Origin of the sequence: Pseudomonas sp. MPC6, from assembly GCF_006094435.1 — a bacterium.
Taxonomy (GTDB): Bacteria; Pseudomonadota; Gammaproteobacteria; order Pseudomonadales; family Pseudomonadaceae; genus Aquipseudomonas.
Map to the genome: position 1 here is coordinate 395,541 of NZ_CP034783.1, position 25,636 is coordinate 421,176.

At 60.3% G+C, this 25,636-nt stretch carries 24 protein-coding genes; 10 read left to right on the forward strand and 14 right to left on the reverse strand.

What is annotated here, in order from left to right; all coding sequences use genetic code 11:
* The first annotated feature begins 21 nt into the window (after positions 1–21).
* Positions 22–1,563, forward strand: a complete 1,542-nt coding sequence (locus ELQ88_RS03770; RefSeq protein WP_128873836.1) for a phosphoenolpyruvate carboxykinase — start codon at positions 22–24, stop codon at positions 1,561–1,563.
* An 80-nt stretch (positions 1,564–1,643) separates the two neighbouring features.
* On the opposite strand, the gene ELQ88_RS03775 is transcribed toward ELQ88_RS03770, so the two are convergent.
* The 6 genes from ELQ88_RS03775 to ELQ88_RS03805 form a co-directional block, all read right to left on the reverse strand.
* A complete protein-coding gene (locus tag ELQ88_RS03775; RefSeq protein ID WP_138963726.1) occupies positions 1,644–2,129 on the reverse strand; it encodes a helix-turn-helix transcriptional regulator in 486 nt (161 codons plus the stop codon).
* A 61-nt stretch (positions 2,130–2,190) separates the two neighbouring features.
* Complete coding sequence (locus ELQ88_RS03780; protein WP_138963728.1) at positions 2,191–2,544, reverse strand: DUF1493 family protein; 354 nt, start codon at positions 2,542–2,544, stop codon at positions 2,191–2,193.
* 32 nt (positions 2,545–2,576) lie between these two features.
* Positions 2,577–2,900, reverse strand: coding sequence for a YhfG family protein (locus tag ELQ88_RS03785; RefSeq protein ID WP_228761586.1), 324 nt, complete (start codon positions 2,898–2,900; stop codon positions 2,577–2,579).
* 84 nt (positions 2,901–2,984) lie between these two features.
* Positions 2,985–3,284 (reverse strand): hypothetical protein, encoded by a 300-nt coding sequence (locus ELQ88_RS03795; protein WP_128873833.1) that lies wholly within the window; start codon positions 3,282–3,284, stop codon positions 2,985–2,987.
* Between the two features lie 386 nt (positions 3,285–3,670).
* Positions 3,671–4,003 (reverse strand): hypothetical protein, encoded by a 333-nt coding sequence (locus ELQ88_RS03800; RefSeq protein WP_128873832.1) that lies wholly within the window; start codon positions 4,001–4,003, stop codon positions 3,671–3,673.
* A gap of 270 nt (positions 4,004–4,273) precedes the next feature.
* The gene (locus ELQ88_RS03805) at positions 4,274–5,347 is read right to left on the reverse strand and encodes a S8 family peptidase (protein ID WP_138963730.1); all 1,074 of its coding nucleotides are present in this window, start codon (positions 5,345–5,347) and stop codon (positions 4,274–4,276) included.
* A 264-nt stretch (positions 5,348–5,611) separates the two neighbouring features.
* Here ELQ88_RS03805 and ELQ88_RS03810 point away from each other — a divergent pair, with 264 nt between their 5' ends.
* The gene (locus tag ELQ88_RS03810; RefSeq protein WP_128873830.1) at positions 5,612–7,540 is read left to right on the forward strand and encodes an ATP-dependent DNA helicase RecQ; all 1,929 of its coding nucleotides are present in this window, start codon (positions 5,612–5,614) and stop codon (positions 7,538–7,540) included.
* Between the two features lie 67 nt (positions 7,541–7,607).
* Positions 7,608–8,039, forward strand: a complete 432-nt coding sequence (locus ELQ88_RS03815; protein WP_128873829.1) for a thioesterase family protein — start codon at positions 7,608–7,610, stop codon at positions 8,037–8,039.
* A 65-nt stretch (positions 8,040–8,104) separates the two neighbouring features.
* Here the strand turns inward: ELQ88_RS03815 and ELQ88_RS03820 are convergent, their stop codons facing one another.
* From ELQ88_RS03820 to ELQ88_RS03835, 4 genes are all read right to left on the reverse strand, one after another.
* On the reverse strand, positions 8,105–8,584 hold the full coding sequence (locus tag ELQ88_RS03820) for a glycine zipper domain-containing protein (protein WP_128873828.1): 480 nt from the start codon (positions 8,582–8,584) through the stop codon (positions 8,105–8,107).
* A 344-nt stretch (positions 8,585–8,928) separates the two neighbouring features.
* Positions 8,929–11,277: an FdhF/YdeP family oxidoreductase gene (locus ELQ88_RS03825; RefSeq protein ID WP_138963732.1), complete on the reverse strand. Its 2,349-nt coding sequence runs from the start codon at positions 11,275–11,277 to the stop codon at positions 8,929–8,931.
* A complete protein-coding gene (gene fdhD / locus ELQ88_RS03830; protein WP_128873826.1) occupies positions 11,274–12,128 on the reverse strand; it encodes a formate dehydrogenase accessory sulfurtransferase FdhD in 855 nt (284 codons plus the stop codon). The genes ELQ88_RS03825 and fdhD overlap by 4 nt, the downstream gene beginning before the upstream one ends.
* Before the next feature lie 92 nt (positions 12,129–12,220).
* Positions 12,221–13,108 carry a LysR family transcriptional regulator gene (locus tag ELQ88_RS03835; protein WP_128873825.1) on the reverse strand — a complete coding sequence of 296 codons (888 nt, stop codon included), beginning with the start codon at positions 13,106–13,108 and terminating at the stop codon, positions 12,221–12,223.
* 137 nt (positions 13,109–13,245) lie between these two features.
* Here ELQ88_RS03835 and lysM point away from each other — a divergent pair, with 137 nt between their 5' ends.
* Positions 13,246–13,686, forward strand: a complete 441-nt coding sequence (gene lysM / locus ELQ88_RS03840; RefSeq protein ID WP_017335932.1) for a peptidoglycan-binding protein LysM — start codon at positions 13,246–13,248, stop codon at positions 13,684–13,686.
* A 124-nt stretch (positions 13,687–13,810) separates the two neighbouring features.
* Here lysM and yrfG read toward each other — a convergent pair whose 3' ends face one another.
* Entirely contained in the window at positions 13,811–14,473 is a 663-nt protein-coding gene (yrfG, locus tag ELQ88_RS03845) for a GMP/IMP nucleotidase (protein WP_138963734.1), read from the reverse strand.
* Positions 14,474–14,563: 90 nt separating this feature from the next.
* Here yrfG and nudE point away from each other — a divergent pair, with 90 nt between their 5' ends.
* Both nudE and cysQ read left to right on the forward strand, forming a co-directional pair.
* Positions 14,564–15,130, forward strand: a complete 567-nt coding sequence (nudE, locus tag ELQ88_RS03850; RefSeq protein ID WP_128873823.1) for an ADP compounds hydrolase NudE — start codon at positions 14,564–14,566, stop codon at positions 15,128–15,130.
* On the forward strand, positions 15,127–15,954 hold the full coding sequence (gene cysQ / locus ELQ88_RS03855) for a 3'(2'),5'-bisphosphate nucleotidase CysQ (protein ID WP_138963736.1): 828 nt from the start codon (positions 15,127–15,129) through the stop codon (positions 15,952–15,954). Before nudE ends, cysQ begins: the two co-directional genes overlap by 4 nt.
* A 61-nt stretch (positions 15,955–16,015) precedes the next feature.
* Here the strand turns inward: cysQ and ELQ88_RS03860 are convergent, their stop codons facing one another.
* Genes ELQ88_RS03860 through ELQ88_RS03870 form a run of 3 tightly spaced genes read right to left on the reverse strand, consistent with a single transcriptional unit; the run spans position 16,016 to position 19,711 of the window.
* Positions 16,016–16,471, reverse strand: a complete 456-nt coding sequence (locus ELQ88_RS03860; protein WP_128873821.1) for a thioesterase domain-containing protein — start codon at positions 16,469–16,471, stop codon at positions 16,016–16,018.
* A gap of 40 nt (positions 16,472–16,511) precedes the next feature.
* The gene (locus tag ELQ88_RS03865; RefSeq protein ID WP_138963738.1) at positions 16,512–17,906 is read right to left on the reverse strand and encodes a sigma-54 dependent transcriptional regulator; all 1,395 of its coding nucleotides are present in this window, start codon (positions 17,904–17,906) and stop codon (positions 16,512–16,514) included.
* A complete protein-coding gene (locus ELQ88_RS03870) occupies positions 17,903–19,711 on the reverse strand; it encodes an ATP-binding protein (RefSeq protein ID WP_138963740.1) in 1,809 nt (602 codons plus the stop codon). Before ELQ88_RS03870 ends, ELQ88_RS03865 begins: the two co-directional genes overlap by 4 nt.
* A gap of 131 nt (positions 19,712–19,842) precedes the next feature.
* On the opposite strand from ELQ88_RS03870, the gene ELQ88_RS03875 reads away from it, so the two are divergent.
* From ELQ88_RS03875 to ELQ88_RS03890, 4 genes are all read left to right on the forward strand, one after another.
* Positions 19,843–22,755, forward strand: coding sequence for an aminotransferase (locus tag ELQ88_RS03875; RefSeq protein WP_138963742.1), 2,913 nt, complete (start codon positions 19,843–19,845; stop codon positions 22,753–22,755).
* Between the two features lie 315 nt (positions 22,756–23,070).
* Positions 23,071–23,949, forward strand: a complete 879-nt coding sequence (aguB, locus tag ELQ88_RS03880; RefSeq protein ID WP_138963744.1) for an N-carbamoylputrescine amidase — start codon at positions 23,071–23,073, stop codon at positions 23,947–23,949.
* A gap of 5 nt (positions 23,950–23,954) precedes the next feature.
* The gene (gene aguA / locus ELQ88_RS03885; RefSeq protein ID WP_138963746.1) at positions 23,955–25,061 is read left to right on the forward strand and encodes an agmatine deiminase; all 1,107 of its coding nucleotides are present in this window, start codon (positions 23,955–23,957) and stop codon (positions 25,059–25,061) included.
* A gap of 242 nt (positions 25,062–25,303) precedes the next feature.
* A complete protein-coding gene (locus ELQ88_RS03890) occupies positions 25,304–25,540 on the forward strand; it encodes a hypothetical protein (RefSeq protein ID WP_128873815.1) in 237 nt (78 codons plus the stop codon).
* Positions 25,541–25,636: the final 96 nt, after the last annotated feature.

Here is a 25,636-nt window from a genome sequence, read left to right on the forward strand (position 1 = left end):
CAATGGCCGACGGGGAACCTTATGACGCAAGCCAATAACGCCGTGTACACCGATCTGAGTGTTGATGATCTGGTTAAAGAAGCCCTCAATCGCGGTGAAGGCGAGCTTGCCGATACTGGCGCGCTGGTTGTTCGCACCGGTCACCGTACCGGCCGCTCGCCAGTCGATCGTTTCATCGTTGAAGAACCGACTACCCAGGACGCCATCGCCTGGGGGCCGATCAACCGCAAGTTCCCGGCCGACAAGTTCGATGCCCTGTGGGCTCGCGTCGAGGCGTTCAACAACGCTCAAGAGCATTTCGTTTCCCATGTGCATGTAGGTGCTTCGGAAGATCACTACCTGGCCGTGAAGATGACCACCCAGACTGCCTGGCAGAACCTGTTCGGTCGTTGCCTGTTCATCAACCCGGAAAAGTACAACCCGGCTGGCCGTGATGAGTGGCAAGTGCTCAACGTTGCCAACTTCGAGTGCGTTCCAGAACGTGACGGCACCAACTCCGACGGTTGCGTGATCCTCAACTTCGCACAGAAGAAAGTGCTGATCGCCGGCATGCGTTACGCCGGTGAAATGAAGAAAGCCATGTTCTCGGTGCAGAACTTCCTGCTGCCGGCCGCCGACGTGCTGCCGATGCACTGCGCCGCCAACATCGGCGAAGCGGGCGATGTGACCCTGTTCTTCGGTCTGTCCGGCACCGGCAAGACCACTCTGTCCGCCGATGAAAGCCGTTACCTGATCGGTGACGACGAGCACGGCTGGGGTGAAGGCGTTGTCTTCAACATCGAAGGCGGCTGCTACGCCAAGTGCATCGACCTGTCCGAGAAGAACGAGCCGGTCATCTGGAAAGCCATCAAGCACGGCGCAGTCCTGGAAAACGTCGTGATCGATGACGCCAAGCACGCCGATTACGCTGATGTCAGCCTGACCCAGAACAGCCGCGCCGCCTACCCGCTGGAGCACGTTGCCAAGCGTTCCGAGAAAAACCTCGGTGGCGAGCCAAACGCTGTGATCTTCCTGACCTGCGACCTGACCGGCGTCCTGCCGCCAGTGTCGATCCTCAGCGAAGAACAAGCGGCCTACCACTTCCTGTCCGGCTACACCGCGCTGGTGGGCTCGACCGAAATGGGTTCCGGCAGCGGCATCAAGTCGACCTTCTCCACCTGCTTCGGCGCACCGTTCTTCCCGCGTCCGGCCGGCGAATACGCCGAGCTGCTGATCAAGCGCATCCGCGGCTTCGGCTCCAAGGTCTACCTGGTCAACACCGGCTGGACCGGCGGCGGCTACGGCGTCGGCAAACGCTTCAACATCCCGACCACTCGCGGCGTGATCGCAGCGATCCAGAGCGGCGCGTTGATCGGTGCTGAAACCGAACACCTCGACACCATCAACCTCGACGTGCCACTGGCCGTACCGGGCGTTGAGACTGGCCTGTTGAACCCACGTAACACCTGGGCCGACAAGGCTGCTTACGATGAGTCCGCTAAAGCGCTGGCCGGGTTGTTTGTTGAGAACTTCAAGAAGTTCGATGTGAGCGACGCGATCAAGGCTGCTGGGCCGAAGTTGTAAGGGTTGGTTTGATGTAAGGAAAAGCCGCCTTTAGGGGCGGCTTTTTTGTGGGCGCTAGAAGGGCATACACGAGATTTGTGTCATTGATTACCCGTACCAGGTTTTGTGTTTTTCTTGGTTAGCAAATTGGATAAAGAGTGAGTGTTCCAAGGGAAATCAGCAGCAAGGTCCGATTTGGAGGTGGGGCTTTCAAATGCTCCCGTTTCCCTGTCGCGAACAGGTGACGATACCTTCACTGGAGTAACGCTGCGTGCTCGTTGGCGATTACTGGCTGCTCTTGAGGTTAATTGAGCGTCTTGCAGTTGGCGCCCCAACTCATCCACCGCGGCGAGCTTGCTCAAGTCTTTCTCCAAGCCCAGCACCAGCATCACTGACACATAAGCCCCCACTGTTACACCCGACCCGCCTGACTCTAGAGAGCGCAGTGTTGTAAGTGACATCCCAGCTCTTTCTGCAACCTGCTTGGCTGTCAGTTTGCGGCGCAGCCGTGCGAGTTTGAGTCGCTCGCCAAACTCAGAGAGCAGCTTGGTTGCTGCTGGCAGTAGCGGCGCTGTTTTCTTCGCCATGTACCATTATTCCTTCATTTTTTAGCCTGAACAGCCAGAATAATGGCACTTATGTGTTCGATTAGGCGATTTCCAAGGTCTGTGTATCCCACCGTTGCGCCTTGATCGCTTTGTAGAGCATGCCGATGGTCAGTGGGATTTTGTCGCCACGACCCTTGGCCCTTCGCTTGAGGAACACATCAAATCCCTCTGGCTGGAAGTAGCGATAAGCGTCGTAGTCGATGAAGTCGATTGCGAATTGTTCTTCCAATGCTTCCATAAGGTGTCGTCCCTCAGCGCCGTCGCATCCCAAATCGAAGTTGATCGAGGTGATGAGGCTGATGGTTTTGCGTTCAGGCAGGCCGAGTTCTTCGTGCAGCAGCTGCATTAGCAGATGCATGGCGTGGTCGTCGGGGAAGTTGGGGGCGAGGTTCATTGCGGGTGCGTCCGATTGATCTTGAGCGGATCTTAATGGTCGTCAGGCTCGGAGGGAACGACAGGAGCAAATTGCGGCGATTTGTCTTGTCGGTATTTGGCGAGTGCTTCTTCTCTCGTAGGTAGCTGTTTGGCGAGGTCCGTTGGTGACGTGTCGAATCCTTCGAGGTGCAGGCTCGCCAGGTAGTTTGAGCGGCGGACTTTTTCGTAATGTGCTTGTTTTTGTTTGAAGGTTAATTCACTCATTATGATCGTCGGCGCATCAACATGAGATTCCCGGGAAGGCTGACGCTCGCCCCGTAGGATCTCGTTAGTCTGTTGCACGCTTTCCATCAGCTCATCAAAAAATTTGCTCACGGCTATCTCCAGGGTTTGATGGTAGCTTTCAACGCGTTTTGATCGTTCTCACGCAGAGCGTGAGAACGACTTGTTCGCTCAATTTCAGGCTGGAGCTTTCCAGTTCAGCATGCGTTGCTGGGCGACTTTTAGCAGGTCGCAGCCGTCCTGGGTCAGAAGGTAGAGCGCGTGGGTGATGTGGGGGATGTCTTTGAGGTCGCCTTGCTCGAAGCCTTGGCAGTGCAGGGTTCGGAGCAGCTCGCTGGAGGCTCGGATGCGTTGGAGGGCGGCTTCGAGGATGTCTTGCGGGTTGGCCTCTGTGTCGATGATCAGGGGCGGGGAATCGGTGAGGTTGGTTTGGAGTGGGCGGTAGCGATCGTGGGTGAATGGATTCCATTTATTCATGAAGTGCAATCTCGAATGCGTCAAAAGGAGTCGCCGTCATCGTGACCAAACGATGGGAGGCGACTGTGTTCAGGTTGGTCAACCGGTGAGATCACACGCTTACCCGGTACGCCCGAAGACGTCCCAAACACAGCCGCCATAAAGCGTGCTGACGCAAAAAAGCGCCGGCAGCATACAACGGGTGCGTGCGTAGATCTAATTCAGGTGACCAAACCTGAGTCGCTGATTTGGCAGCGACAGTTCGGACTATAGATATGAGTTACCGGTTGGCGATAGTCGACAAGGCGTCTGTGGTTGTAGGACCGGGATGAAGCTTGGATAGGGCATTGCCTACAGACTTATCCCTTCCGGGTTTGAGCGGTTTGGTTTTTATCTGGTGAACCGAGTTATCGTTTTTCGCGAGCAGGCTCGCTCCCACAGGGACATCGACTGGCGGTGGTTTTTGGTAATCGCTGTCGGGCCACTTCGAGCAGTTCGTGGCCGTCCTGGGTCAGCAGGTACAGCGCGCTGACGATGTTGGGAATGTCGCTCGCGTCGGCCTGTTTGAAACACAGGCAATACAGTGTTTCGAGCAGGTCGCTGGCGGCGCAGATGCGTTGGCGGGCGGCGTCGAGGATTTCGTGAGGGTCGGCTTCGGTATCGATGACCAGCACGGGGGTGTCGCTGTAGCTTGTTCTGAGCGGGCGGTAGCGGTTTGTGAGCGGATCGGGGTTGTTCATCGAGGTCAGTCCTGTGGGAAGTCGGGCAGTCTCGCCAGCAGGCCGACACACTGTTTCAGCCTCGCCGGAAACTATAGAAGCGGAACGCGCCATAGGACAAGATGGCCGCAATGGACAGGTTTTGTAGGGGGTTTCCTGCCCTTGGGATTCGACCTACAGGTTTGCGCGTTTTTTTACAGCAGATTCCCTGGAGGTAAAAAATCCCACGGTTTTGTCAGGCGGAGCGCGACACCCCTCGGTACGATGCGCGCCAGAATGTGTACGACTTTTCTAAAGTGTCTGGTCGTGACGGCTGGCCGGAGGCTGGCGCGAGGCCGCTTCAAGGTCCATCAAGCCTCTACCGTACGCTTCACTGTTGGCATAGATGCCAGTCCGGTTCGCCGTTGCCAGCAGGCGTTCGCGAACTTGCTGTGCGGTAAGCTCGGGATAGCGGCTGTGCAAGGCTGCCAGGGCACCGCTGACCAGCGCGGCAGCAGGTGAGGTGCCTGCGGTCTGTACGTATTCCCCGTCCTTGCCGGTGGTCAGCAGACCTTGCCCTGCGCCGGAATCGCCACCGGGTACGGCGATGCACCAGGCTGCCGCCACACCGCAGTAATTGGACTTGGCATTGATGCCGCTGCCGTCGCTTTTCAATGCCACCACCGCGATCCAGCCCTTTTCCAGTTCGGGCAGGGCGAGTGGCAAGCCGGGTTCGGCCAGCGGTTCACGTTTCAGTTCGTTACCGGTCGGGAACACAAATACCGCGCCGTCCCGGACCAGTTTTCGCGCGATCACCAACGACTCCGGCATGACCTGGTTGTAGCGTGCCTCGTTGATCTCGGTCGCCGGGATGGCATTGGCCCACGAGTTGTTGAGAATGCGCGCGCCCTTGTCGAAACCGGCTTGCCAGGATTGTGCAATCTCACGGTCAAAGAAAAATGGCTCGTTGTCGTCGCCGAAACGAAAGGGGATCAGTTGTGCGTTGAACGCAATACCGTGCATGCCATGGTCATCCTTGTTGGCCGCGAGAATGCCGGCCATCTGGGTGCCGTGACCGATCCGGTCGAGGGTGCCGACCCGGTTCTCGACATAATCGAAGCCCGGATCACGGATTCTTCCCTGAAACGCCGGCAGGCTGCTGTTCAGGCCTGAGTCGATCAGGGCTACGGCCACCCCTTGGCCGGTGCCGCCGCGGGCATAAAGGGTTGAAGCGTGAATGACTGCCAGGCCCTTCTGGGCTCGATACTCAGGTGTTTCGAACCGGGTCGGATCGATGGCGGGCTGCACAGGGTTTGTGAGGCAGCCACTTAACAGTAATGGCAGCGCCAGCGCAGGGGCGAGTGAAAAGCCGGAGGGTTGAAGCATGATCGTTCCTTGATGGATTTGCGCGCGCATCGCATGTTCTGCCGTGAAGTTTCGCGCAGAGTGGTTGATTCGAAGGCAAACCTTACCGGTGGAATCGGGCGCACGGGATGGGGGCAAAGTGCCCCGATTGTTTCGACCTATGGCGAAGGGTGACCCAATGGACGCTGTATCATCCCGTATCGTTTTTGCCCCAGACCTTTTCTCGACTCGCAGCGATCGCCAGCTAGGCTTTTGGCATCGCAGCAGTCAACGGAGTGACAGCTTATGCACAACACCCTGGAACAGGTTTTCGGTTATCCACAGTTTCGGCCCGGCCAGGAAGCGGCGGTCAGCGCGGTGTTGGCCGGGCGCTCGGCAGCGGCGATTTTTCCCACGGGCTCCGGCAAGTCTCTTTGCTACCAATTGCCAGCCTTGTTGCTGCCGCACCTGACGTTGGTGGTCTCGCCGTTGCTGGCGCTGATGCAGGATCAATTGGCCTTCCTGCAGCGCCACGGCATTGCGGCGGGCAGTATCGATTCGGCCCAGAGCCGCGAGGATGCCAACGATGTGATGGCCCGGGCGAAGTCCGGCGAGCTGAAGATTTTGATGATTTCCGTGGAGCGCCTGAAAAACGAACGTTTCCGCAATTTCCTGCAGCAGGTGCCGATCTCGCTGCTGGTGGTGGACGAGGCCCACTGTATTTCCGAGTGGGGCCACAACTTCCGCCCCGACTATCTCAAGCTCCCCGACTACCAGCGTCAGTTCAACATCCCTCAGGCACTGCTGCTGACCGCCACTGCGACGCCCAAGGTGATCGCCGATATGGAAGCCAAATTCGCCATCGCCCCGGACGATGTGGTGACCACCGGTTTCTATCGGCCCAACCTCAATCTGTTGGTGGAACCGGTGCGCGGGCAGGACAAGCGCCGGCGTCTCGTCGAGTGGATGAGCGAGCGTCCCGGCCAGCCGAGCATCGTCTATGTCACCCTGCAGAAAACCGCCGAGCACATCGCCGAACACTTGGACCGCAACGGCATTCAGGCCGAGGCCTACCACGCCGGCCTGCCACATGAGCAGCGGGAGGCGATCCAGAAACGATTCATGGGCGGACAGTCCAATTGCATCGTCGCCACCATCGCCTTCGGCATGGGCATCGACAAGAGTGACATCCGCAACGTGGTGCATTTCGACCTGCCCAAATCCATCGAAAACTACAGCCAGGAAATCGGCCGCGCCGGGCGTGACGGACAGCCATCCGACTGCCTGGTATTGGCTAACCGCGACAGCCTCAATGTGCTGGAAAATTTCGTCTACGGCGACACGCCGGAACTGGACGGCATCCGTTGCGTGCTGGATGAGTTGCAAGCCGCCACGCCCGAGGGGCAGTGGGAGTTTCTGCTGGGGCCGCTGGCGGATCAGAGCAACATTCGCCAATTGCCGCTCAAGACCTTGCTGGTGCAGTTGGAGTTGCGCGGGATCATCGCGCCGCGTTACGCCTATTACGCTGAATACCGCTTCAAGTATTTACAGGAGCCCGAGTTTTTGCTGGCGCGTTTCGAGGGTGAGCGCAGGGACTTCGTCGCGGCGATCATCCAGACCTCCACCCGTGCGCGGACCTGGGCCACGGTGAATTTCGATGCGCTGTACCAGCAGTATCAAGCCGAGCGCAATCGAGTGGTCAAGGCGCTGGATTATTTCCAGGAGAAGGGTTGGGTAGAGCTTGAAAGCAAGCAGATGACCGATGTCTACAGCCTGCTGCAAACGGATTTCGACAGCGAGGCCCTGAGTGCCGAGCTGCATGCGAGTTTTACCCAGCATGAACGCACGGAAATCGCGCGGATTCATGCCATGCTCGAGCTGTTCGCCACCGACCATTGCCTGGGTTATCGCCTGGCGGCGTACTTCGGTGACGAGCATGCGCCGCGCCAATGCGGGCATTGTTCGGTGTGTCACGGGCAAGTGGCGCGACTGCCGGCACCCCCCGAGCTGCCGGCGCTTGTGGATAAAAACTTCGAGGCGTTGTGCGCCAATTTTATCCACAGGCATGAGCAGTACACCGCCAGCGCGCCATCGGCCGAGCGTGTGACGCGGTTTTTGTGCGGGATCAGCGTACCGCTGTTTACCAAGCTCAAGGCCAGGTCCATTTCGGGGTTTGCGGCGCTGGAGGACTATCCCTATGCCGAAGTGCGGGAATGGGCCGAGATGCACCTGTAGGAATTGGTCAATGTTCGAGTGCACCCATCCCCTTAAGCTCGCCATCCAACTTCAGGAACCGACACTGATGTCCACCCCGATGCCCCAACGCACCGACTATCTCCACTTCCAACCCATCACTACCCGCTGGCATGACAACGATGCCTATGGCCACATCAACAACGTCACCTACTACAGCTTTTTCGACACGGCGGTGAATACCTATCTGATCGAAGTCGGCGGCCTGGATATCCATGACGGTGAAGTCGTGGGTTTTGTCGTGAGTTCGGCTTGCGATTACTTTGCCTCCATCGCCTTCCCTGACCGGATCGAGATCGGTTTGCGCGTGGGCAAGCTGGGCAACAGTTCGGTTCAGTATGAGCTGGCGGTGTTCAAGGCCGGGGAGGCGGAGGCGTGTGCGGCGGGGCGTTTTGTTCATGTGTTCGTGGATCGGGCGTCAAATCTGCCGGTGGCGATCCCTCCCGCGTTGCGCGGGTCGCTGGAGCAGTTGGTGGTTTGAGGGGCAAAAAAAATCGCAGCCATCGGGCTGCGATTTTTTATCTGCCGTCTGAAGCCATGCAGGCCTCAGTGACGGCGGTACTTCTTGTGATGATGCTTGCGATGGCCGTAGTGGTTACCACGGTCATGGTTGTCGCCACGGTAGCGACGATCACCACGGCTGCGACGATCATCATCGTCGTCATCGCTCTTGTTGCCCATGTAGTTACCCAGCGCGCCACCGGCACCGCCACCTGCTGCGGAGCCGATCAGGCTGCCGGTGGTGCCGCCCATGCTGCGGCCGACCACGTTACCGCCTGCTGCGCCCAACGCACCGCCAATGGCGGCTTCGCCGCGGCTGCGTTTGTCTGCGCCAACTGCGCTACCACCCGCGCCGCCCAGGGCCGCGCCAATGGTGGAACCTGTACTGCCGCCTAACGACTGACCGACGACCGAGCCCAGAACCCCGCCCAATGCGCCGCCCACACCTGCTTCGGTGGTGCCGCCGGCAGAAGCGAAGCCACTGACCAGGCCAAGGGACAACAAGAGAATCGAGGAGAACTTCATAGAGAAACCTCAAGGGGATGACGACGCGATCCTGAGGCTGTGTCATGGTTGTTACAATCGAAATCCGACGAGTAACACGACTTCAACACAATTCTATAAGTTATTGTTTTTTAGGGGGAACTTAATGGTTTTTCGCCGGTCTTTAGTTACTTCGGAATGGCCGTTTTTGTGAAAAAACGGCCTTTTTTGTGGGTGTTTGAAAAGTATTGATCCGAAAGATTCGTTGAATGTTCCATCGCCTTCGCGAGCAAGCCCGCTCCCACAGTTGACCGAGTTCTTCCAGAAGGAATGCGATCGAATGTGGGAGCGGGCTTGCTCGCGAAGGCGTCGGCTCAGGCTAAGCATCAAGCCGATTTGGCCATGATAAGCCCAGTCTCACTCGCCGCTTCCAACCGGATCGCCACAAACTTCGACGTCGGCGTATGGCTGCCATCCCCGACGCTTTCCAGCGGTACCAGCGGATTCACTTCCGGATAATAAGCCGCCGCTTGCCCGGCAGGGATATCAAACGCCAGCAGCGTAAAGCCTTTCACCCGGCGCTCGCGGCCATCATCCCAGATCGAAACAATGTCCGCCTTCTGCCCCGGTTTGAACCCCAGGCGGATGATGTCGGCCTCGTTCACAAACAAGACGTCCCGTTGACCTTTGACTCCACGATAACGGTCATTGAGGCCATAAATGGTGGTGTTGTACTGATCGTGGGAACGCATTGACTGCATGATCAGGTCCGGCAACACCCCAGTGGCTCGAGTGCGTTCGTGCACCAGGTCCGTGGGCAGGACGTTCGGGCGGAAATTCGCCCGCCCGGATGGCGTACTCCAGCGACGGGCAGCGGCGCTGTTGCCCAGGTAGAAACCGCCCGGAGTGCGGATCTTCTCGTTGAAATCGCGAAAGCCTGGAATGGTGTCGGCGATCAGGTCGCGGATACGGCTGTAATCGGCCACCAGCCAATGCCAGTCCACCGGTTGGCTGCCCAGGGTCGCGGCGGCGATACCGGCGATGATCGCCGGCTCCGAGCGCATCTGGTTCGACAGCGGCTGCAGCTGACCGTTTGAGGGGTGGACCATGCTGAACGAGTCCTCCACGGTCACCGCTTGCGGGCCTTCGGTCTGGATGTCGATGTCGGTGCGGCCCAGGCACGGCAGGATCAGCGCGTCTTTACCATGGGCCAGATGGCTGCGATTGAGCTTGGTACTGATCTGCACGGTCAGGTCGCAATTGGCCAGGGCCTGGAAGGTGCGGGTGCTGTCGGGGGTGGCTTGGGCGAAGTTGCCGCCCAGGCCGATGAACACTTTCGCCCGGCCATCGGCCATGGCGTGGATCGCCTCGACCACGTTGTGGCCGTTTTCCCGCGGCACCTTGAACTCGAAGCGACGCTCCAGCGAGTCGAGGAACGCCACCGGCGGACATTCGTTGATGCCCATGGTCCGGTCGCCCTGCACGTTACTGTGGCCACGCACCGGGCACAGGCCGGCGCCCGGTCGGCCGACGTTGCCGCGCAGCAGCATCAGGTTGGCGATTTCCTGGATGGTCGCCACCGAATGGCGATGCTGGGTGATGCCCATGGCCCAGCACATGATCACGTTCTTGCCCTTGGCGTACATGCGAGCGACTTGCTCGATCTCCACCAGTGTCAGGCCGGACTGCTCGACGATTTGCGCCCAGGAGGTGTCGTCGATGACACCAAGGTATTCCAGCACGTTGACGCTGTGTTCATTGAGGAAGTCGTGGTCAAACACCGCGGGTGTGCCAGCCTTCTGCGCATCGCGCTCCCATTGCAGCAGGAATTTCGCCATGCCACGCAGGATCGCCATGTCGCCGCCCAGCGCCGGGCGGAAGTAGGCGGTGTTGGTCGGCTTGTCGCCGTTGGTGAGCATTTCGATCGGGTGCTGCGGGTGCTGGAAGCGTTCCAGTCCCCGCTCTTTCAACGGGTTGATGCAGACCACTTGAGCGCCGCGATTCACGGCTTCGCGCAACGGTTCGAGCATCCGCGGATGGTTGGTGCCCGGGTTCTGGCCCCATACAAAAATCGCATCGGCATGTTCGAAGTCGTTGAAGGTCACGGTGCCTTTGCCGACCCCGACACTTTGCGCCAACGCCACACCGCTGGCCTCGTGGCACATGTTCGAGCAGTCGGGGAAATTATTGGTGCCGTAGGCGCGCACGAACAGCTGATACAAATACGCCGCTTCATTGCTGGCTCGGCCCGAGGTGTAGAACTCGGCCTGATCCGGGCTCGACAGCCCTTGCAAGTGTTTACCGATCAGCGCGAACGCCGCTTCCCAACTGATCGGCTTGTAGCGATCGGTTTCGGCGTCGTAGCTCATCGGCTCGGTCAGACGGCCCTGATATTCCAGCCAATAGTCGCTCTGTTCCAGCAACGACCTGACGCTGTGCTTCGCGAAGAACGCACCATCGACACGCCGTTTGGTCGCCTCCCAGTTGACCGCTTTGGCGCCGTTCTCGCAGAACATCACCAGGCCCTTTTCCGGCGAATCGCCCCACGCGCAACCGGGGCAGTCGAAGCCGCCGTTCTGGTTGGTCTTGAGCATGATGCGCAGGTTTTTCAGCGCGTTGTCGCTGGTCAACCAGGCCTGGGCCACGCTGATCAGTGCGCCCCAGCCACCGGCCGGGCCTTTGTAGGGCTTATAGCGGGGGACGGGTTTCTGATCGGCTTGACGATGTTGACTCACGCTTGATTCTCCAATGCCGGGCTGTAGACCCGCGGTGCATTTTTCTGGGGCAGATGGATGAGATTGAGGTTGTGGCGGCGGGCCCATTGCACGGCAAGGCCGGTGGGCGACGACAGGCTGACCAGGGTCTGGATGCCGGCGCGCAGTACTTTCTGGATCAATTCGAGACTGCAACGGCTGGTGACAATAGCCAGGCCGCCTGCAGTCGGGATCTTCTGACGGATCAGCCCGCCGATCAGTTTGTCGAGGGCGTTGTGCCGGCCGATGTCTTCGCGGCCCAGCAGCAATTCACCCTTGGCGTCCATGAACACCGCCGCATGCACCGCGCCGCTGTACTGGCCGAGGGGCTGGAACGCGCCGATGCGCTGGCGCAGGCCGTCGAGCCATTCCACAGGCGGCAGGGGGGCGCCGGGCAAGACTCGCAGGTCGGGCAACGCCTGTTCGACCGCTTCGACACCGCAGAGCCCGCAACCGCTGGTGCCCGCCAGTTGCCGACGTTGCTGCTTGAGGTTCCAGAAGGCGCGGTTGGCGATGGTCACTTGTGCGTATTGCGCTGAACCCGAGCCGCTGAGTTGCATGTCGTAGATGTCGCAGACGTCTTCGATGATGCCGCTGCCGAGGCTGAAGCCAACGATAAAATCCTCGAGATCCGTCGGCGTCACCAGCATCACGGCCTGGCTGATGCCGTTGTAGGCAATCGCCAGCGCGACTTCCTCGGCCAGCGCGGCGCTGTCCGATTCGGCGTTTTGCGTTTCGGTTTGGCGAAGGTTGCTGTAACTGTAGGTCTGGCTGGCAGAGGGCGCGGGCGTTTCGAGGGCAGGCGCCGCGCAGACAGGACGCTTGGCGTTCATGGCATCACCGACGGTTTGATCAGCTTTAAGCCTATGCGCGTCAACGTGTCGCGTCTAATTGCTATTACTGATCTGCCGATAGATGCCGTCGATCAAGAGCTGGTCGGCGATTTCTGATAGATCGCGAAACACGCCTCGGCCAATGCCGAACGTGGTGCGCTGCGACGCATGATCAACCCCAATTTGCCGAGGGTCTGTGCGTTTTCAATCGGCTGCAGGCGCAAATGATCCGTGAGGTTTTCCAGACCGCCCTCCAACGGCATGACGGCGCAACACAGCCCCCCGTGCACGGCTTGTATCAGCTGATGGACGGCGTCGGTCTGTAACAAGGGCTGCGGGGTCAGGCCGCGGCTGTGAAAGTTGTGGTCGATGGACTGGCGAAAATGCATGCCGCTGGTGAGCATGCCCAGCGGCAATTCGATCAACGATTCCCAGCTCAACGCAGCTTCGCCGAAGGTGTAGAAGCGTTGATCGTAGAGCAGGCCCATGCGGGTTTCGCTGAACGCCAGGGAATCGAAGCGCTCACCGTCCAGGCGTTCCAGGTATGAGACGCCGATATCCAGGCGATTGTTCGCCAGTTGTTCGAGGATCTGTTCGGAACTCAGGGACGAAAGTTCGAAGCGCAGGTTCGGGTGATCGGCATGCAGCCGTTGCATCAGTGGCAGCGGATCGAAGCTCGACAGCGGCACGACGCCCAGGCGCAGGGTACCGACCAGGTTGCCGCGACAGGCGGCGGCTTCGGCCTGCAAGCCATCGCAGGCGGCCAGTACGGTGCGTGCCCAGGCCAGCACCCGCTCGCCCGGTGCGGTGAAGCCTTCGAAGCGCTGGCCACGGTTGACCAATGGCAACTCGAGCTCTTCTTCGAGGCTGCGCAGGCGCATGGACAGGGTCGGCTGTGTGATGTGGCAGCGAGCGGCGGCCTGGCCGAAATGGCGGGTTTCGTCGAGGGCGATGAGGAATTTCAGCTGCTTGATGTCCATCTTCGCTCCAGGGCGCGGTGAAGCTTCGGATTCTAGCGCCTGGGGGGAAGCGGCGTCATTGGTCGGGTGGCAACCGAGGGTTACAACCTTGGTCTAGGCTTTTGCGTCTGGAACCTAAAACCCAAGGAGAGTGCACCATGAGTATTTTTAGCTTTGTGAAAGAAGCAGGCGAAAAGCTTATCGATCTGCTGACGCCGGGCAATGCCAATGCCAGCGAGCAGTTGAAGGAACACATCAGCAAGGTCGGCCTGGGTAACCCGAATGTGCAGGCGACAGTGGATGGCGACAAGGTCACCGTGACGGGTGAAGTCGGCAGTCAGGAAGAGAAGGAAAAGATTCTGTTGGCGGTGGGCAACATCGCCGGCGTGGGAAGCGTGGATGACCAGATTACGGTGACCGGGCCGGTGGTGAAGGCTGCAACCTTTGTCACGGTTGTGAAGGGCGACACCCTTAGTGCGATTTCCTTGCGCGTGTATGGCGATGCCAACAAGTATCAAAAAATCTTCGAGGCCAATAAGCCGATGCTCAAGGATGTGAACAAGATTTATCCGGGGCAGTCGTTGCGGATTCCTGAATAAGGCTCAAGTGCAGGTGATGGCGTTCGCGGGCAAGCCTCGCTCCTACAGGTCCACGTCGTACGCCCATATGGTGAACGACCCGGACTGTAGGAGCGAGGCTTGCCCGCGAAGGGCGTGACTCGGTCTAAAGCCCTGCTATCAACTCCCGATAATCCCCCACCGCCGCAAACTCCGCCGTGTCCTTCGGCCCCTTGCGACTGTCCGGCTCACTCACCGCCAACAAATGCGCCACGCCAAAATTGCGCGCACTGCGCAGGATCGGCAAGGTGTCGTCGATAAACAGACTGCGCGCCGGGTCGAAACCGATGTCCGCCTGCAAGGCATCCCAGAACTGCGGGTTTTCCTTGGCGAAACCGTAATCGTGAGAGCTGATCAAACGCTCGAAGTACGGCGCCAGTTCGATTCTTTCCAGCTTCAGTGACAGTGAGTCGCGGTGGGCGTTGGTGATCAGCACCACGCGCTTGCCGGCCTGTTTGATCGCCGCCAGGAACGTGTCCGCATCCGGGCGCAGGGCGATCAGGTGAGCGGTTTCCAGTTTCAGCTCGCGCACCGACAGGTTCAGCTCGGCGCTCCAGAAATCCAGGCAATACCACTGCAACTGCCCGGCATTGCGCTCGAACAGGGGCTGCAATTCCATCTCGGCCATGGCCCGGCTTACGCCATGCAACTCGGCGTAGCGCTGGGGCAGGTGCTCCAGCCAGAAATGGTTGTCGAAGTGCAGGTCCAGCAGCGTACCGTCCATGTCCAGCAGAACGGTGTCGATGTCGTGCCAGGGCAGCAGGGACATAAAAAACTTCTCCAGCGGCAAAAAAGATATCCGGAGTAAACAATCAGGATAGGCCGGGTATAGTAACCCGCTATCACCCAGGAGCCGCTCATGCGCCAGAAACCCACCATCCTCGCCCGCGAGATCGTCGCCACCAGCCGTTTATTCTGCGTCGAAGCGGTGCAGTTGCGCTTTTCCAACGGAGTGGAGCGCACTTATGAGCGACTGGTCGGCAAGGGCGCCGGGTATGGCGCGGTGATGATCGTCGCGATGCTGGATGTGGACCACGCGATACTGGTCGAAGAGTACTGCGGTGGCACCGATGAATATGAGTTGTCCCTCCCCAAGGGCTTGATAGAGCCGGGCGAGGACGTGCTGGCGGCGGCCGAGCGTGAGCTCAAGGAAGAGGCCGGGTATGGCGCGCGGCAACTGGAGCATTTGACCGAGCTGTCGTTGTCGCCCGGGTACATGAGCCAGAAGATTCAAGTGGTGCTGGCCACCGATCTGTATGAAGAACGTCTTGAAGGCGACGAGCCTGAGCCAATGGGCGTGGACAAGATCAACCTGCGTGAATTGTCGGCGTTGGCGCAGAACCCGCGGTTCACTGAGGGTCGTGCCTTGGCGTCGCTGTATCTGGTCCGTGACCTGCTGACTCAGCGCGGGGTATTTCTGCCATGAACTTCCCTCATCCGTTGATGGCGCCGGTGGTCGAGCTGGCATTGAAGGCGGGGGAATCGATCCTGCCGTTCTGGCGCATCGGCACCGCCGTGACCGCCAAGGCTGACGACTCGCCGGTCACTGCCGCAGACCTGGCCGCCCACCATGTGATTCTGGCCGGGCTGACCGCGCTGGATCCGACGATTCCGGTTTTGTCTGAAGAAGACGCCAACATCCCGCTGAGCGTACGCGCCGGCTGGCAGCGCTGGTGGCTGGTGGACCCGCTGGACGGGACCAAGGAATTCATCGCCGGCAGCGAAGAATTTACCGTCAACATCGCGTTGATCGAGCAGGGGCGCGTGGTGTTTGGCGTGGTGTCGATGCCGACCAACGGCCGCTTTTACGTCGGTGGCGCGCAGTTGGGCGCCTGGCGTGGCGACCAGGGTAGCGAACCGTCGCCGATTCAGGTGCGTGACGTTCCAGCGATGGGCGAAGCGTTCACGGTCGTGGCCAGTCGTCGGCATTCGAGTCCGGAGCAAGAGCGTTTGCTGGCCGGGTTGAGCGACAGCCTGGGTGAGCTGCAATTGGCCAATATCGGCAGTTCGCTGAAGTTTTGTTTGTTGGCGGAAGGGGCCGCGGATTGCTATCCGCGCCTGGCGCCGACTTCGCAGTGGGACACGGCGGCGGCACAGGGTGTGTTGGAAGGGGCTGGGGGCGAGGTATTGGATTTGCGCGGTCAGCCGTTCCGCTATCCGGCGCGGGAGTCGTTGTTGAACGAGTACTTCCTGGCGCTGCCGGCCAAGGCTGCGTGGCGGGAGAAACTGCTGCAGCTGGCACGCTCCTGACGGGGACGAGACAACTTGCCCAAATGCCAGCCAGCTCCATGAACCAATGTGGCATTGTGATTTACCGGTGCAGCACGTACTGCCCGGTAAACGTCACCGCATCCTCCTCACTCCCCGCATTCACAATCCGTGAATGCAGCGTCAGCCGCGCCCGGCCATAGCGTTCATACATTGCCAGAAACTTGTTCCAGACCGCCGCACTCGGCGCCTGGCAGATCGCCGTGGCATCGCGCGTGACCGGCAGCGGATAGCTGATGTGCCCTTCCTGGATCACGATATGCCCGCCCTCGACGCCGGCTTCACGCAGGCGCAAATGCAGCCAGCCCCAACCGGCCAGTACCGCACCGCAATACAGGCTGCCGCCGAACATGGTGCTCTTGTGGTTGACGTTGGCTTCCAGCGGCAGGTGCAGGCGCAGTTGCTGGTCGTGCCAGTCGAGTACGGTGAGACCCATGTCCCGCGTCAGGGGAATGTCGTGGTGAAGGATCGATTCCAGGTGACGGCTGTCGCGGTTCATTAACGGGCCTCAGGCATGAAGATGATGGTTTGACGATAACTCAGTCGAGCTCGTCGTTGGTGGTATGGGCACCACTGTCGGCGAAGTTCAGCCCGTGCTTGCGCAGTTTGTCGTGCAGGGTTTTACGCGGAACGCCCAAGGCTTCGGCGAGGCTGCGCACGGAACTGTGAGAGCGTGCCAGTTCCGCGGCAATCAGGCTCCTTTCAAAGTTTTCGACTTGCTCGCTGAGACCGCCGCTGACCACCTCTACCGTACTGCCGGCAGCCGCGTCAGGCGCGCTGTTGTCCAGCGCCAGTTCCAGGCCCAGGGCAAAGCGTTCGGCAGCGTTCTGCAGTTCACGCACGTTGCCAGGCCAGGTGTGGCGCAGCAGCAGGGCGCGTTGCCCCGGTTGCAGTTCATGGGGTGGCAAACCGTGGCGGGCGCTGGCTTCATCGGCGAAATGCTGGAACAGCAACAGCGCATCTTCGCCGCGCTCACGCAGGGGCGGAATGCGCAGCGGCGCGACGTTCAACCGGTAATACAAGTCGGCACGGAAGCGCCCCTGATCGGCGGACTGGCGCAGGTCTTCCTTGGTCGCGGCGATGATGCGGATGTCCAGCGGGATCAGCTGGTTGCCGCCCAGGCGCTCGACCACGCGCTCCTGCAGCATGCGCAGCAATTTCACCTGCACGTCCAGGCTCATGCTTTCGATTTCATCGAGGAACAGCGTGCCGCCGTTGGCGAATTCGAACTTGCCGATCCGGCGCTTCTGCGCGCCGGTAAAGGCGCCAGGCTCATGGCCGAACAGCTCGCTTTCAACCACCGATTCGGCCAGGGCTCCGGCGTTGATCGCCACGAACGGACCGTTACGCCGGCTCGACAGGTCATGCAGCGCCCTGGCCACCACTTCTTTGCCGGCACCGGTTTCGCCGAGGATCAGCACGTCGGCCTTGGTCGCCGCCAATGCCCCGATCTGTTCGCGCAGGCGCAGCATCGGCGCCGATTGCCCGACCAGTCGGGCACTCAGCGCATTACGATCGCTCAGGGCCAGACGCAGGCTACGGTTGTCCAGCACCAGTCGGCGCAAGGCCAGCGCGCGGCGTACGCTGTCGAGCAGCGCGTCACTGGCGAAGGGTTTTTCCAGAAAATCGTAAGCCCCGGCGCGCATGGCCTGCACCGCCAACGGCACATCGCCGTGCCCGGTGATCAGCAGCACCGGCAGCTCCGAGTCCTGGGCGTGGAGTTCGGTCAGCAGTTCGATCCCGTCCATGCCGGGCATCCGGATGTCACTGACGACCACGCCGGGCCAGTCGCGCTCCAGTTGCCCGGCCAGGCCCTTGGCCTCGGCGAGCGGCAGGATCTTCAGCCCGGCCAGATCCAGGGTCTGGCTCAGGGCCTGGCGCAAGTGGGGATCGTCGTCGATCAACACCACCTGAATGCGGTTGTCGATGGTCATGCACTTCGGTCCTCGGACGGTTGCAGGCTCACGCCCGGTGCGCCTGGGCGCAACTTCAAGGTAATCAGGGCGCCGCCTTCCTTGTGGTTGGAGAACGACAGTTCACCGCCAAAGGCGCGCATCAGGGTTTCGCAGATCGCCAGCCCCAACCCAAGACCCTGGGTGCGGGTCTTGGTGGTATAGAACGGCTCGCTGGCGCGACCCAGTGCCTCCAGGCAGAAGCCGGGGCCGTTGTCGCGAATGAACAGCGTGACACCTTCGTCGGTGGATTGGGCACTTATCCAGAGTTTACGCGGCGGGCCTTTTTCCGTCAGGGCATCGAGGGCATTGGCCAATAGATTGCCCAGCACCTGGCGCAGGCGGGTTTCCCCGGCCTCGACCCACAGGGTGGCGGCCGGCAAATCGCGGATCAGTTCGACTTCCATGCTGCGTCGGCGCTTGGCCAGCAGTGCCAGGGCATCGTCCAGCGCCGGTTGCAGGGCGACACTTTCCGGGGCGTGGCGATCACGCCGGGCGAAGGCGCGCAGGTGAGCAATGATCGAGGCCATGCGCCCGGTCAGTTCGCTGATCAACTTGAGGTTGCCGCGGGCATCGTCGGTGCGCTGATGATCCAACAGGACTTCGGCGTTCTCCGCGTAACTGCGGATGGCGGCGAGCGGTTGATTGAGTTCGTGGCTGATGCTCGCCGACATTGTGCCCAGCGCCGACAACTTGCCGGCCTGCACCAGATCGTCCTGGGCGCGAACCAGTTCCTGTTGGGCCTGTTCGCGCTCGAGCACTTCCTCTTTCAATCGTCGGTTGAGGCCTTCCAGGTCGCTGGTCCGCTCCGCTACCCGACCTTCCAGTTCGTGCCGGGCCTTGGCTTCGAAAGCGATCCGCTCCAGATAGTGACGCCGGCGCTGCATCATCAGGCCGAGCAACAGCATCAACACCAACAGTGTCGCGCCACCGATGGCGACCACGGTGCGCACCGGGCGATCGATCAGGGTTCGGGGGGCGAGGATGCTGACGTTCCAACCGGTTTCTTTGATCTGTTGGGTCTGAGTCAGCCAGGCGGCGGGGTTGAGATTCAAGGGTTTTGGATCGCGGGTCGGGTAGGGTTGAATCGCGATGATGGCCTTGCGTTCTTCTTCACTCAATGGCCGGGTCGAACGGAATCGCCACTCAGGCCGCGAGGTGATGATGACCACGCCGTTATGGTCCGTCAGCAGCAGTTGCTCCGGAGTTTTGCCCCAGAGGCTTTCGGTATGGTCCAGGTCAACCTTGACCACCAGCACGCCGAGAATTTTCTCGCCATTGCGCACTGCCGCGGCAAAGAAGTAACCGCGTTTGGCCGACGTGGTGCCCAACCCGAAAAAGCGCCCGAGCCGTCCAGCCATGGCTTCGCTGAAATAGGGCCGGAAGGAAAAATTGCGTCCGACGAAACTGTCGTGTTTATCCCAGTTGGACGCGGCCAGGGTCTTGCCGGTGGTGTCCATCAGGTACATGACTTCGGCGCCGGTCTGCGCGCTGATGTTTTTCAATAAGCGGTTGGCGTTGCCCTGGGTGACGCTATCGTCCGGTGCGCCGAGGACGGCTCGCAGGGCCGGCAGCTCGCCGAGGATCTGCGGCAGTACTTCATAGCGGTGCAGGGTGCCCAACAGGTTGGCGACGTAGAGATCGAGGGTCTGACGGTTCTGTCCGGCCAGTTCGCTGCGGTAATAGCGCTCTGCCAGATGCTCCAGCGGCCACAGCAATGGCGCCAGGCACAGCGCGAGCAGCGCCAGGCTGCGCCAGCGGGGTCTGCGAGGAAGGGTCGAGGTCATGAGCATCAAGCGCCTGTGGGTACAGGCGCATTATGCCTAGGCTTGCGGGCGCAGTCTGCGCGCCGTGGGGGTTGCGTATCGTCCCCGGCAATGGCGATATAGGCGCCTGATAAAATTAAAGGGGTCGTTGTATGCCGCTCGCCACGTTGATTCATCGTGCCAGTTTGCCCAGTCCGCAAGTATCCATGGAGCAAGCGCTGGCGTTGCTTGAAGGGCATTACGGGCTGAGCGGCAGGTTGCAGGCCCTTGGCAGTCAGCAGGACCTCAACTATCGCGTTGACAGTGACCAGGGGCCATTCGTCCTGAAAATCTGCCGTGGCGATTATTCGGCGCTGGAGCTGCAAGCCCAGCATGCAGGGCTCAGGCATCTGGCTGGACATCCCGAGGTGCAGGTGCCACGGGTGATCCCTGCGAACAATGGTGCAGACCTGCTGACCCTGGACGTCGGCGGCCAATCGGTGCATGTGCGCCTGCTCGATTTCATCGAAGGCCAGTCACTCACGCACCTGGATCATTTGCCCGGTTCGGTGGTGGCCGGGTTCGGTCGACTGTGTGGCGAAATGGCTCTGGCACTGGCCAATTTCGACCATCCGGGTCTCGAACGCACGCTGCAATGGGACGCCCGGCATGCCAGCGCGTTAATCGCCCATTTGTTGCCAATCATCAAGGACGATCGGCAGCGAGCGCTGATCGCCGATGCGGCCGAACGTGCCGAACGCCATTTACAGTCGCTTGTGGATAAGTTGCCAGTGCAGGCCATCCACATGGACATCACCGACGACAACGTGGTCTGGCAGCGTGATTCGCAACGCCAATGGCAAATGCGGGGCGTGATCGATTTCGGCGACCTGGTTCGCACCTGGCGCATTACCGATCTGTCGGTGACGTGCGCAGCGTTGTTGCATCACGCAGGGGGCGACCCTTTCTACATCTTGCCGGCGGTCCAGGCCTATCACCGGGTTAATCCGTTGCAGCCTGCAGAACTACGGGCGCTCTGGCCGCTGATTGTCGCGCGGGCGGCGGTGCTGGTGCTCAGCGGCGAGCAGCAGGTCAGTATCGATCCGGGTAACGAATACAGTCGCGACAACCTGACCCATGAGTGGGAAATCTTCCGCGTGGCCACCTCGGTGCCGTTGGCGTTGATGGAGGCGGCGATTCTTGCCGCGGTCGGTCAGGGCCTGCCGACAATCGACAGCGAAGGTTTTGCACCGCTGCTGCCGGGGCTGGTGGGACGTGAGTTTGCGTTGATCGATTTGGGCGTGCTCAGCCCGCATTTCGACGCCGGTAACTGGGAACAGGCAGGCATCGACCAGCGCCTGTTGGCCGAAGCGGCGGCGACTCACGGCCTGGCGGCCAGCCGTTATGGGCAATACCGGTTGTCGCGTACCCGGCCGGACAGTGCCATTGAACCGGACACTTTCCCGTTGCACGTCGAGTTGCAAGTGCCCCATGGCACGGCGGTGGAATCGCCTTTTGCCGGTGTGGTTCATCAGCCGGCGCCGAACCTGTTGCAACTGGACGGCCCCCAATTGAGCGTGCGGTTATGGGGCGTGACGCCGTCGCTGCACACCGGTGCGGCGCTGGTCAAAGGCCAGGTGCTGGGTTCGGTCAGCGGGCCGTTGGTGGTGCAGTTGTGCCGAGGCACTTCGTTCGATGCGCCGCTGTTTTGCACGCCATCGCGCGCCGCTGCCTGGCAAGCGTTGTGCCCGTCGCCGGCGGCGTTGCTGGGGCTGGCCTGCGATGCACCAGACGAACTCGATTCGGCGACATTGCTGGCGCGCCGCGACGCCAGTTTCGCCCGCACGCAAAAACACTATTACCTCGACCCGCCGCGCATCGAACGCGGCTGGCGCAATCACCTGATCGACATGCAGGGCCGGTCTTACCTCGACATGCTCAACAACGTCGCGGTGCTCGGTCATGGTCACCCGCGCATGGCCGCGGTCGCCAGCCGTCAGTGGTCGCTGCTCAACACCAACTCGCGGTTCAACTACGCGGCGATTGCCGAGTTCTCCGAGCGCTTGCTGAAGTTGTCGCCGGACTCCATGGATCGCGTATTCCTGGTCAACAGCGGCAGCGAGGCCAACGACCTGGCGATTCGCCTGGCGTGGGCCTACAGCGGCGGGCGCGACATGCTCAGCGTGCTGGAGGCCTATCACGGCTGGACAGTGGGCGCGGACGCGGTCTCGACCTCGATCGCCGACAACCCCAAAGCGTTGAGCAGCCGCCCGGACTGGGTCCATCCGGTGACCGCGCCGAACACCTATCGCGGCGAATTCCGCGGCGCCGGCAGCGCACCGGACTACGTGCGCAGCGTCGAACACAACCTGGCAAAAATTGCCGGGCAGCAACGTCAGCTCGCCGGTTTCATCTGCGAACCGGTGTACGGCAACGCCGGCGGCATCTCGCTGCCGCCGGGCTATTTGAAACAGGTCTATTCGATGGTTCGCGCCCAAGGCGGCGTGTGCATCGCCGACGAAGTGCAGGTCGGTTACGGGCGCATGGGCAACTTCTTCTGGGGCTTTGAAGAGCAGGGCGTGGTGCCGGACATCATCACCATGGCCAAGGGCATGGGTAACGGCCAGCCGCTGGGCGCAGTCATCACCCGCAGGGAAATCGCCGAAGCGCTGGAGGCCGAGGGGTATTTCTTCTCGTCCGCTGGCGGTAGCCCGGTCAGTTGCCAGATCGGCATGGCGGTGCTGGATGTGATGGAAGAAGAAAAGCTCTGGGAAAACGCGCAGGTCGTGGGCGGGTATTTCAAGCAGCGTCTTGAGGCGCTGATCGATATTCATCCGCTGGTGGGCGCGGTGCACGGTTCCGGCTTTTATCTGGGCGTCGAGCTGATTCGCAACCGTGAAACCCTGGAGCCGGCGACGCAAGAAACCACAGCCCTGTGTGATCGGCTCCGTGAGCTGGGTATTTTCATGCAGCCGACCGGCGATTATTTGAACATCCTCAAGATCAAACCGCCGATGGTCACCTCACGCCAGAGTGTGGATTTCTTTGTCGACATGTTGGCGAAGGCGCTCGCCGAAGGTCTGTAAACACAATTCCCCTGTGTACACGGACAAATGTGGGAGCGGGCTTGCTCGCGAATGCGGTTACTCATTCAACATTGATGTCTACTGATGTACCGCATTCGCGAGCAAGCCCGCTCCCACAGGAACGCACTTTATTCGATTATTATCGTATTTTATTGCCGATATTTAGACGGATGGAGAGATTGTCGCTTTTATAGCCGATATTTATCGGATATAAAGTCGTCGTCGCCACGGTGTGCCTCACCACACCCGGTGCTCCCATTTTTGTCATGGTCGACGCCACACTCGACCTTCAAGCACTTGCTCAGGAGCCGATTCATGAGCCGTATCGTTACCGTCGCCGCTACCCAGATGGCGTGTTCCTGGGACCTTGAAGCCAACATCGAGACCGCTGAGAAGCTGGTCCGTGAGGCCGCGGCCAAAGGCGCGCAGATCATTCTGATCCAGGAGCTGTTCGAGGCTCCCTACTTCTGCCAGAAGCCGAACCCGGATTACCTGCAGCTGGCGACGACCGTTGAAGACAACGTCGCCATCAAGCATTTCCAGAAGGTCGCCAGGGAACTGCAGGTGGTGCTGCCGATCAGCTTCTATGAATTGGCGGGCCGCGCACGTTTCAACAGCATCGCGATCATCGATGCCGACGGCAGCAACCTCGGGATTTATCGTAAAAGCCACATCCCGGACGGCCCTGGCTATCACGAAAAGTATTACTTCAACCCGGGCGATACCGGCTTCAAAGTCTGGAACACCCGTTACGCGAAAATCGGCGTGGGCATCTGCTGGGACCAGTGGTTCCCTGAGTGCGCGCGCAGCATGGCGCTGCAAGGCGCAGAAATCCTGTTTTATCCAACTGCCATCGGCAGCGAGCCACATGACAAGACCATTTCGTCCCGTGACCACTGGCAGCGCGTGCAACAAGGCCATGCCGGCGCCAACCTGATGCCGCTCATCGCCAGCAACCGCATCGGCAACGAAGAACAGGACGGCTACGACATCACGTTCTACGGCTCGTCGTTCATCGCCAACCAGTTTGGTGAAAAAGTTCAGGAGCTCAACAAAACCGAAGAAGGTATTCTGGTGCACAGTTTCGACCTCGACGAGCTCGAGCACATCCGCAGCGCGTGGGGGTCTTTCCGTGATCGTCGCCCGAACCTGTACGGCGCGCTGAAAACCCTCGACGGTTCCCTGGAGTCCTGATCGCTATGACCACTTTGAACAGCACCCCTCGCGCTGACGGCTTTTACATGCCGGCTGAATGGGCGCCGCAAACCCAGGCCTGGATGATCTGGCCCGAGCGTCCGGACAACTGGCGCCTGGGTGGCAAACCGGCGCAAGCCGCACACGTGGCGGTTGCAAGAGCCATCGCCCGTTTCGAGCCGGTGACCGTGGCGGTATCCGCCGGTCAATACGAAAACGCTCGCGCCCGGCTCGACATGCCGAATATTCGTGTCGTCGAAATGTCCAGTGATGACGCCTGGGTCCGCGACACCGGCCCGACGTTCGTGATCAATGACAGTGGCGAAGTCCGTGGGGTGAATTGGGACTTCAACGCCTGGGGCGGTTTCGATGGAGGCCTGTATTCGCCGTGGAACCGTGATTCGCAGGTGGGCGGCAAGATCCTCGAGATCGAACGCAGCCCGCGCTACCGCACCGAGGGCTTCGTGCTCGAAGGCGGCTCGATTCACGTCGATGGCGAAGGCACGCTGATCACCACTGAAGAATGCCTGCTCAACCGCAATCGCAATCCGCACATGAACCGGGCAGAAATTGAAGCGGTGCTCAGCGCGAACCTGGCTGTGGATAAAATCATCTGGCTGCCGGATGGCTTGTTCAACGACGAAACCGATGGTCATGTGGATAACTTCTGCTGCTACGTGCGTCCGGGTGAAGTGCTGTTGGCCTGGACCGATGATCCGCAAGACCCGAACTACCCGCGCTGCCAGGCGGCAATGAAAGTGTTGCAAGGCAGCACCGACGCCAAGGGTCGCCCCTTCACGGTGCACAAGATGCCGATTCCGGGGCCGCTGTATGCGACCGAAGAAGAGTGCGCAGGCGTCGACCCGGTGGACGGCACTCAGGAACGTAATCCGACGGTTCGTCTGGCCGGTTCCTACGTGAACTTCCTGATCGTCAACGGTGGCATCATCGCGCCGAGTTTCGATGATCCATTGGACGGTCCGGCAAAAGAGATTCTGCAGGCGCTGTTTCCGCAGCACGAAGTGGTGATGGTACCGGGGCGCGAACTGTTACTGGGTGGCGGCAATATCCACTGCCTTACCCAACAACAGCCTGCGCCACACCAGGAGTGAGTGCGCTTGTAACAGCTTGAGTTAAAAGCAAAATCGACCCGGCAAGGTTTTTTCCTCAGTGCCTTGCAAGAGCCCGCAGCCCATCAGGATTGCGGGCTTTTTTGTCTCCGTCCGTCGACGATTGCGTTTCCTTGGCACAGCTCTTGTATCTGTCCTGGTGTTGAACAGGGAGGGGAGGACTACGGTGTTCTGTCATAAACCCTGGATAAGTTAGCCGCTCACGAACCTGGAGAGAGCGTGGAATGAACGCCGAAGTGAATGAAGTGAGCGAGCGGGCGTTACATCCCCCGGCAGTAAACAGCGAATCGCTCCAGAGCCTGCCGCACTGGTTGCAGGCCGATGGGACGCTTGCGATGGATCCGCGCCGCACGATGATCGAGCGCTATCCCGCTGGTTTATTCAGCGAAGCAGAGCTGGAAGCCTTGTGGGATGTGATGGAAGGATCCCGAATGAAATATTCTCAGACAGATAATTCGTAAGTCTTTATGCCGCTCGTTGGCCCGTTTTCGCTGCAGGTAAATGGTTTGGGTTGAGCCGTGGGCGAACGCAGGCAAATCTTTTCTTAGACGATTTCT

Bases quoted from the DNA above. Each gene is read 5' to 3' on its own strand.
- ELQ88_RS03805 (WP_138963730.1), bottom strand. From the start codon at position 5,347: ATGCTTCAACCCTCCGGCTTTTCACTCGCCCCTGCGCTGGCGCTGCCA.
- nudE (WP_128873823.1), top strand. From the start codon at position 14,564: ATGCGCCAGAAACCCACCATCCTCGCCCGCGAGATCGTCGCCACCAGC.
- ELQ88_RS03815 (WP_128873829.1), top strand. From the start codon at position 7,608: ATGTCCACCCCGATGCCCCAACGCACCGACTATCTCCACTTCCAACCC.
- ELQ88_RS03860 (WP_128873821.1), bottom strand. From the start codon at position 16,471: ATGAACCGCGACAGCCGTCACCTGGAATCGATCCTTCACCACGACATT.
- ELQ88_RS03870 (WP_138963740.1), bottom strand. From the start codon at position 19,711: ATGACCTCGACCCTTCCTCGCAGACCCCGCTGGCGCAGCCTGGCGCTG.
- ELQ88_RS03810 (WP_128873830.1), top strand. From the start codon at position 5,612: ATGCACAACACCCTGGAACAGGTTTTCGGTTATCCACAGTTTCGGCCC.
- ELQ88_RS03775 (WP_138963726.1), bottom strand. From the start codon at position 2,129: ATGGCGAAGAAAACAGCGCCGCTACTGCCAGCAGCAACCAAGCTGCTC.
- ELQ88_RS03770 (WP_128873836.1), top strand. From the start codon at position 22: ATGACGCAAGCCAATAACGCCGTGTACACCGATCTGAGTGTTGATGAT.
- ELQ88_RS03820 (WP_128873828.1), bottom strand. From the start codon at position 8,584: ATGAAGTTCTCCTCGATTCTCTTGTTGTCCCTTGGCCTGGTCAGTGGC.
- aguA (WP_138963746.1), top strand. From the start codon at position 23,955: ATGACCACTTTGAACAGCACCCCTCGCGCTGACGGCTTTTACATGCCG.
- cysQ (WP_138963736.1), top strand. From the start codon at position 15,127: ATGAACTTCCCTCATCCGTTGATGGCGCCGGTGGTCGAGCTGGCATTG.
- ELQ88_RS03890 (WP_128873815.1), top strand. From the start codon at position 25,304: ATGAACGCCGAAGTGAATGAAGTGAGCGAGCGGGCGTTACATCCCCCG.
- lysM (WP_017335932.1), top strand. From the start codon at position 13,246: ATGAGTATTTTTAGCTTTGTGAAAGAAGCAGGCGAAAAGCTTATCGAT.
- ELQ88_RS03800 (WP_128873832.1), bottom strand. From the start codon at position 4,003: ATGAACAACCCCGATCCGCTCACAAACCGCTACCGCCCGCTCAGAACA.
- ELQ88_RS03875 (WP_138963742.1), top strand. From the start codon at position 19,843: ATGCCGCTCGCCACGTTGATTCATCGTGCCAGTTTGCCCAGTCCGCAA.
- ELQ88_RS03865 (WP_138963738.1), bottom strand. From the start codon at position 17,906: ATGACCATCGACAACCGCATTCAGGTGGTGTTGATCGACGACGATCCC.
- ELQ88_RS03780 (WP_138963728.1), bottom strand. From the start codon at position 2,544: ATGAACCTCGCCCCCAACTTCCCCGACGACCACGCCATGCATCTGCTA.
- yrfG (WP_138963734.1), bottom strand. From the start codon at position 14,473: ATGTCCCTGCTGCCCTGGCACGACATCGACACCGTTCTGCTGGACATG.
- ELQ88_RS03835 (WP_128873825.1), bottom strand. From the start codon at position 13,108: ATGGACATCAAGCAGCTGAAATTCCTCATCGCCCTCGACGAAACCCGC.
- aguB (WP_138963744.1), top strand. From the start codon at position 23,071: ATGAGCCGTATCGTTACCGTCGCCGCTACCCAGATGGCGTGTTCCTGG.
- ELQ88_RS03795 (WP_128873833.1), bottom strand. From the start codon at position 3,284: ATGAATAAATGGAATCCATTCACCCACGATCGCTACCGCCCACTCCAA.
- fdhD (WP_128873826.1), bottom strand. From the start codon at position 12,128: ATGAACGCCAAGCGTCCTGTCTGCGCGGCGCCTGCCCTCGAAACGCCC.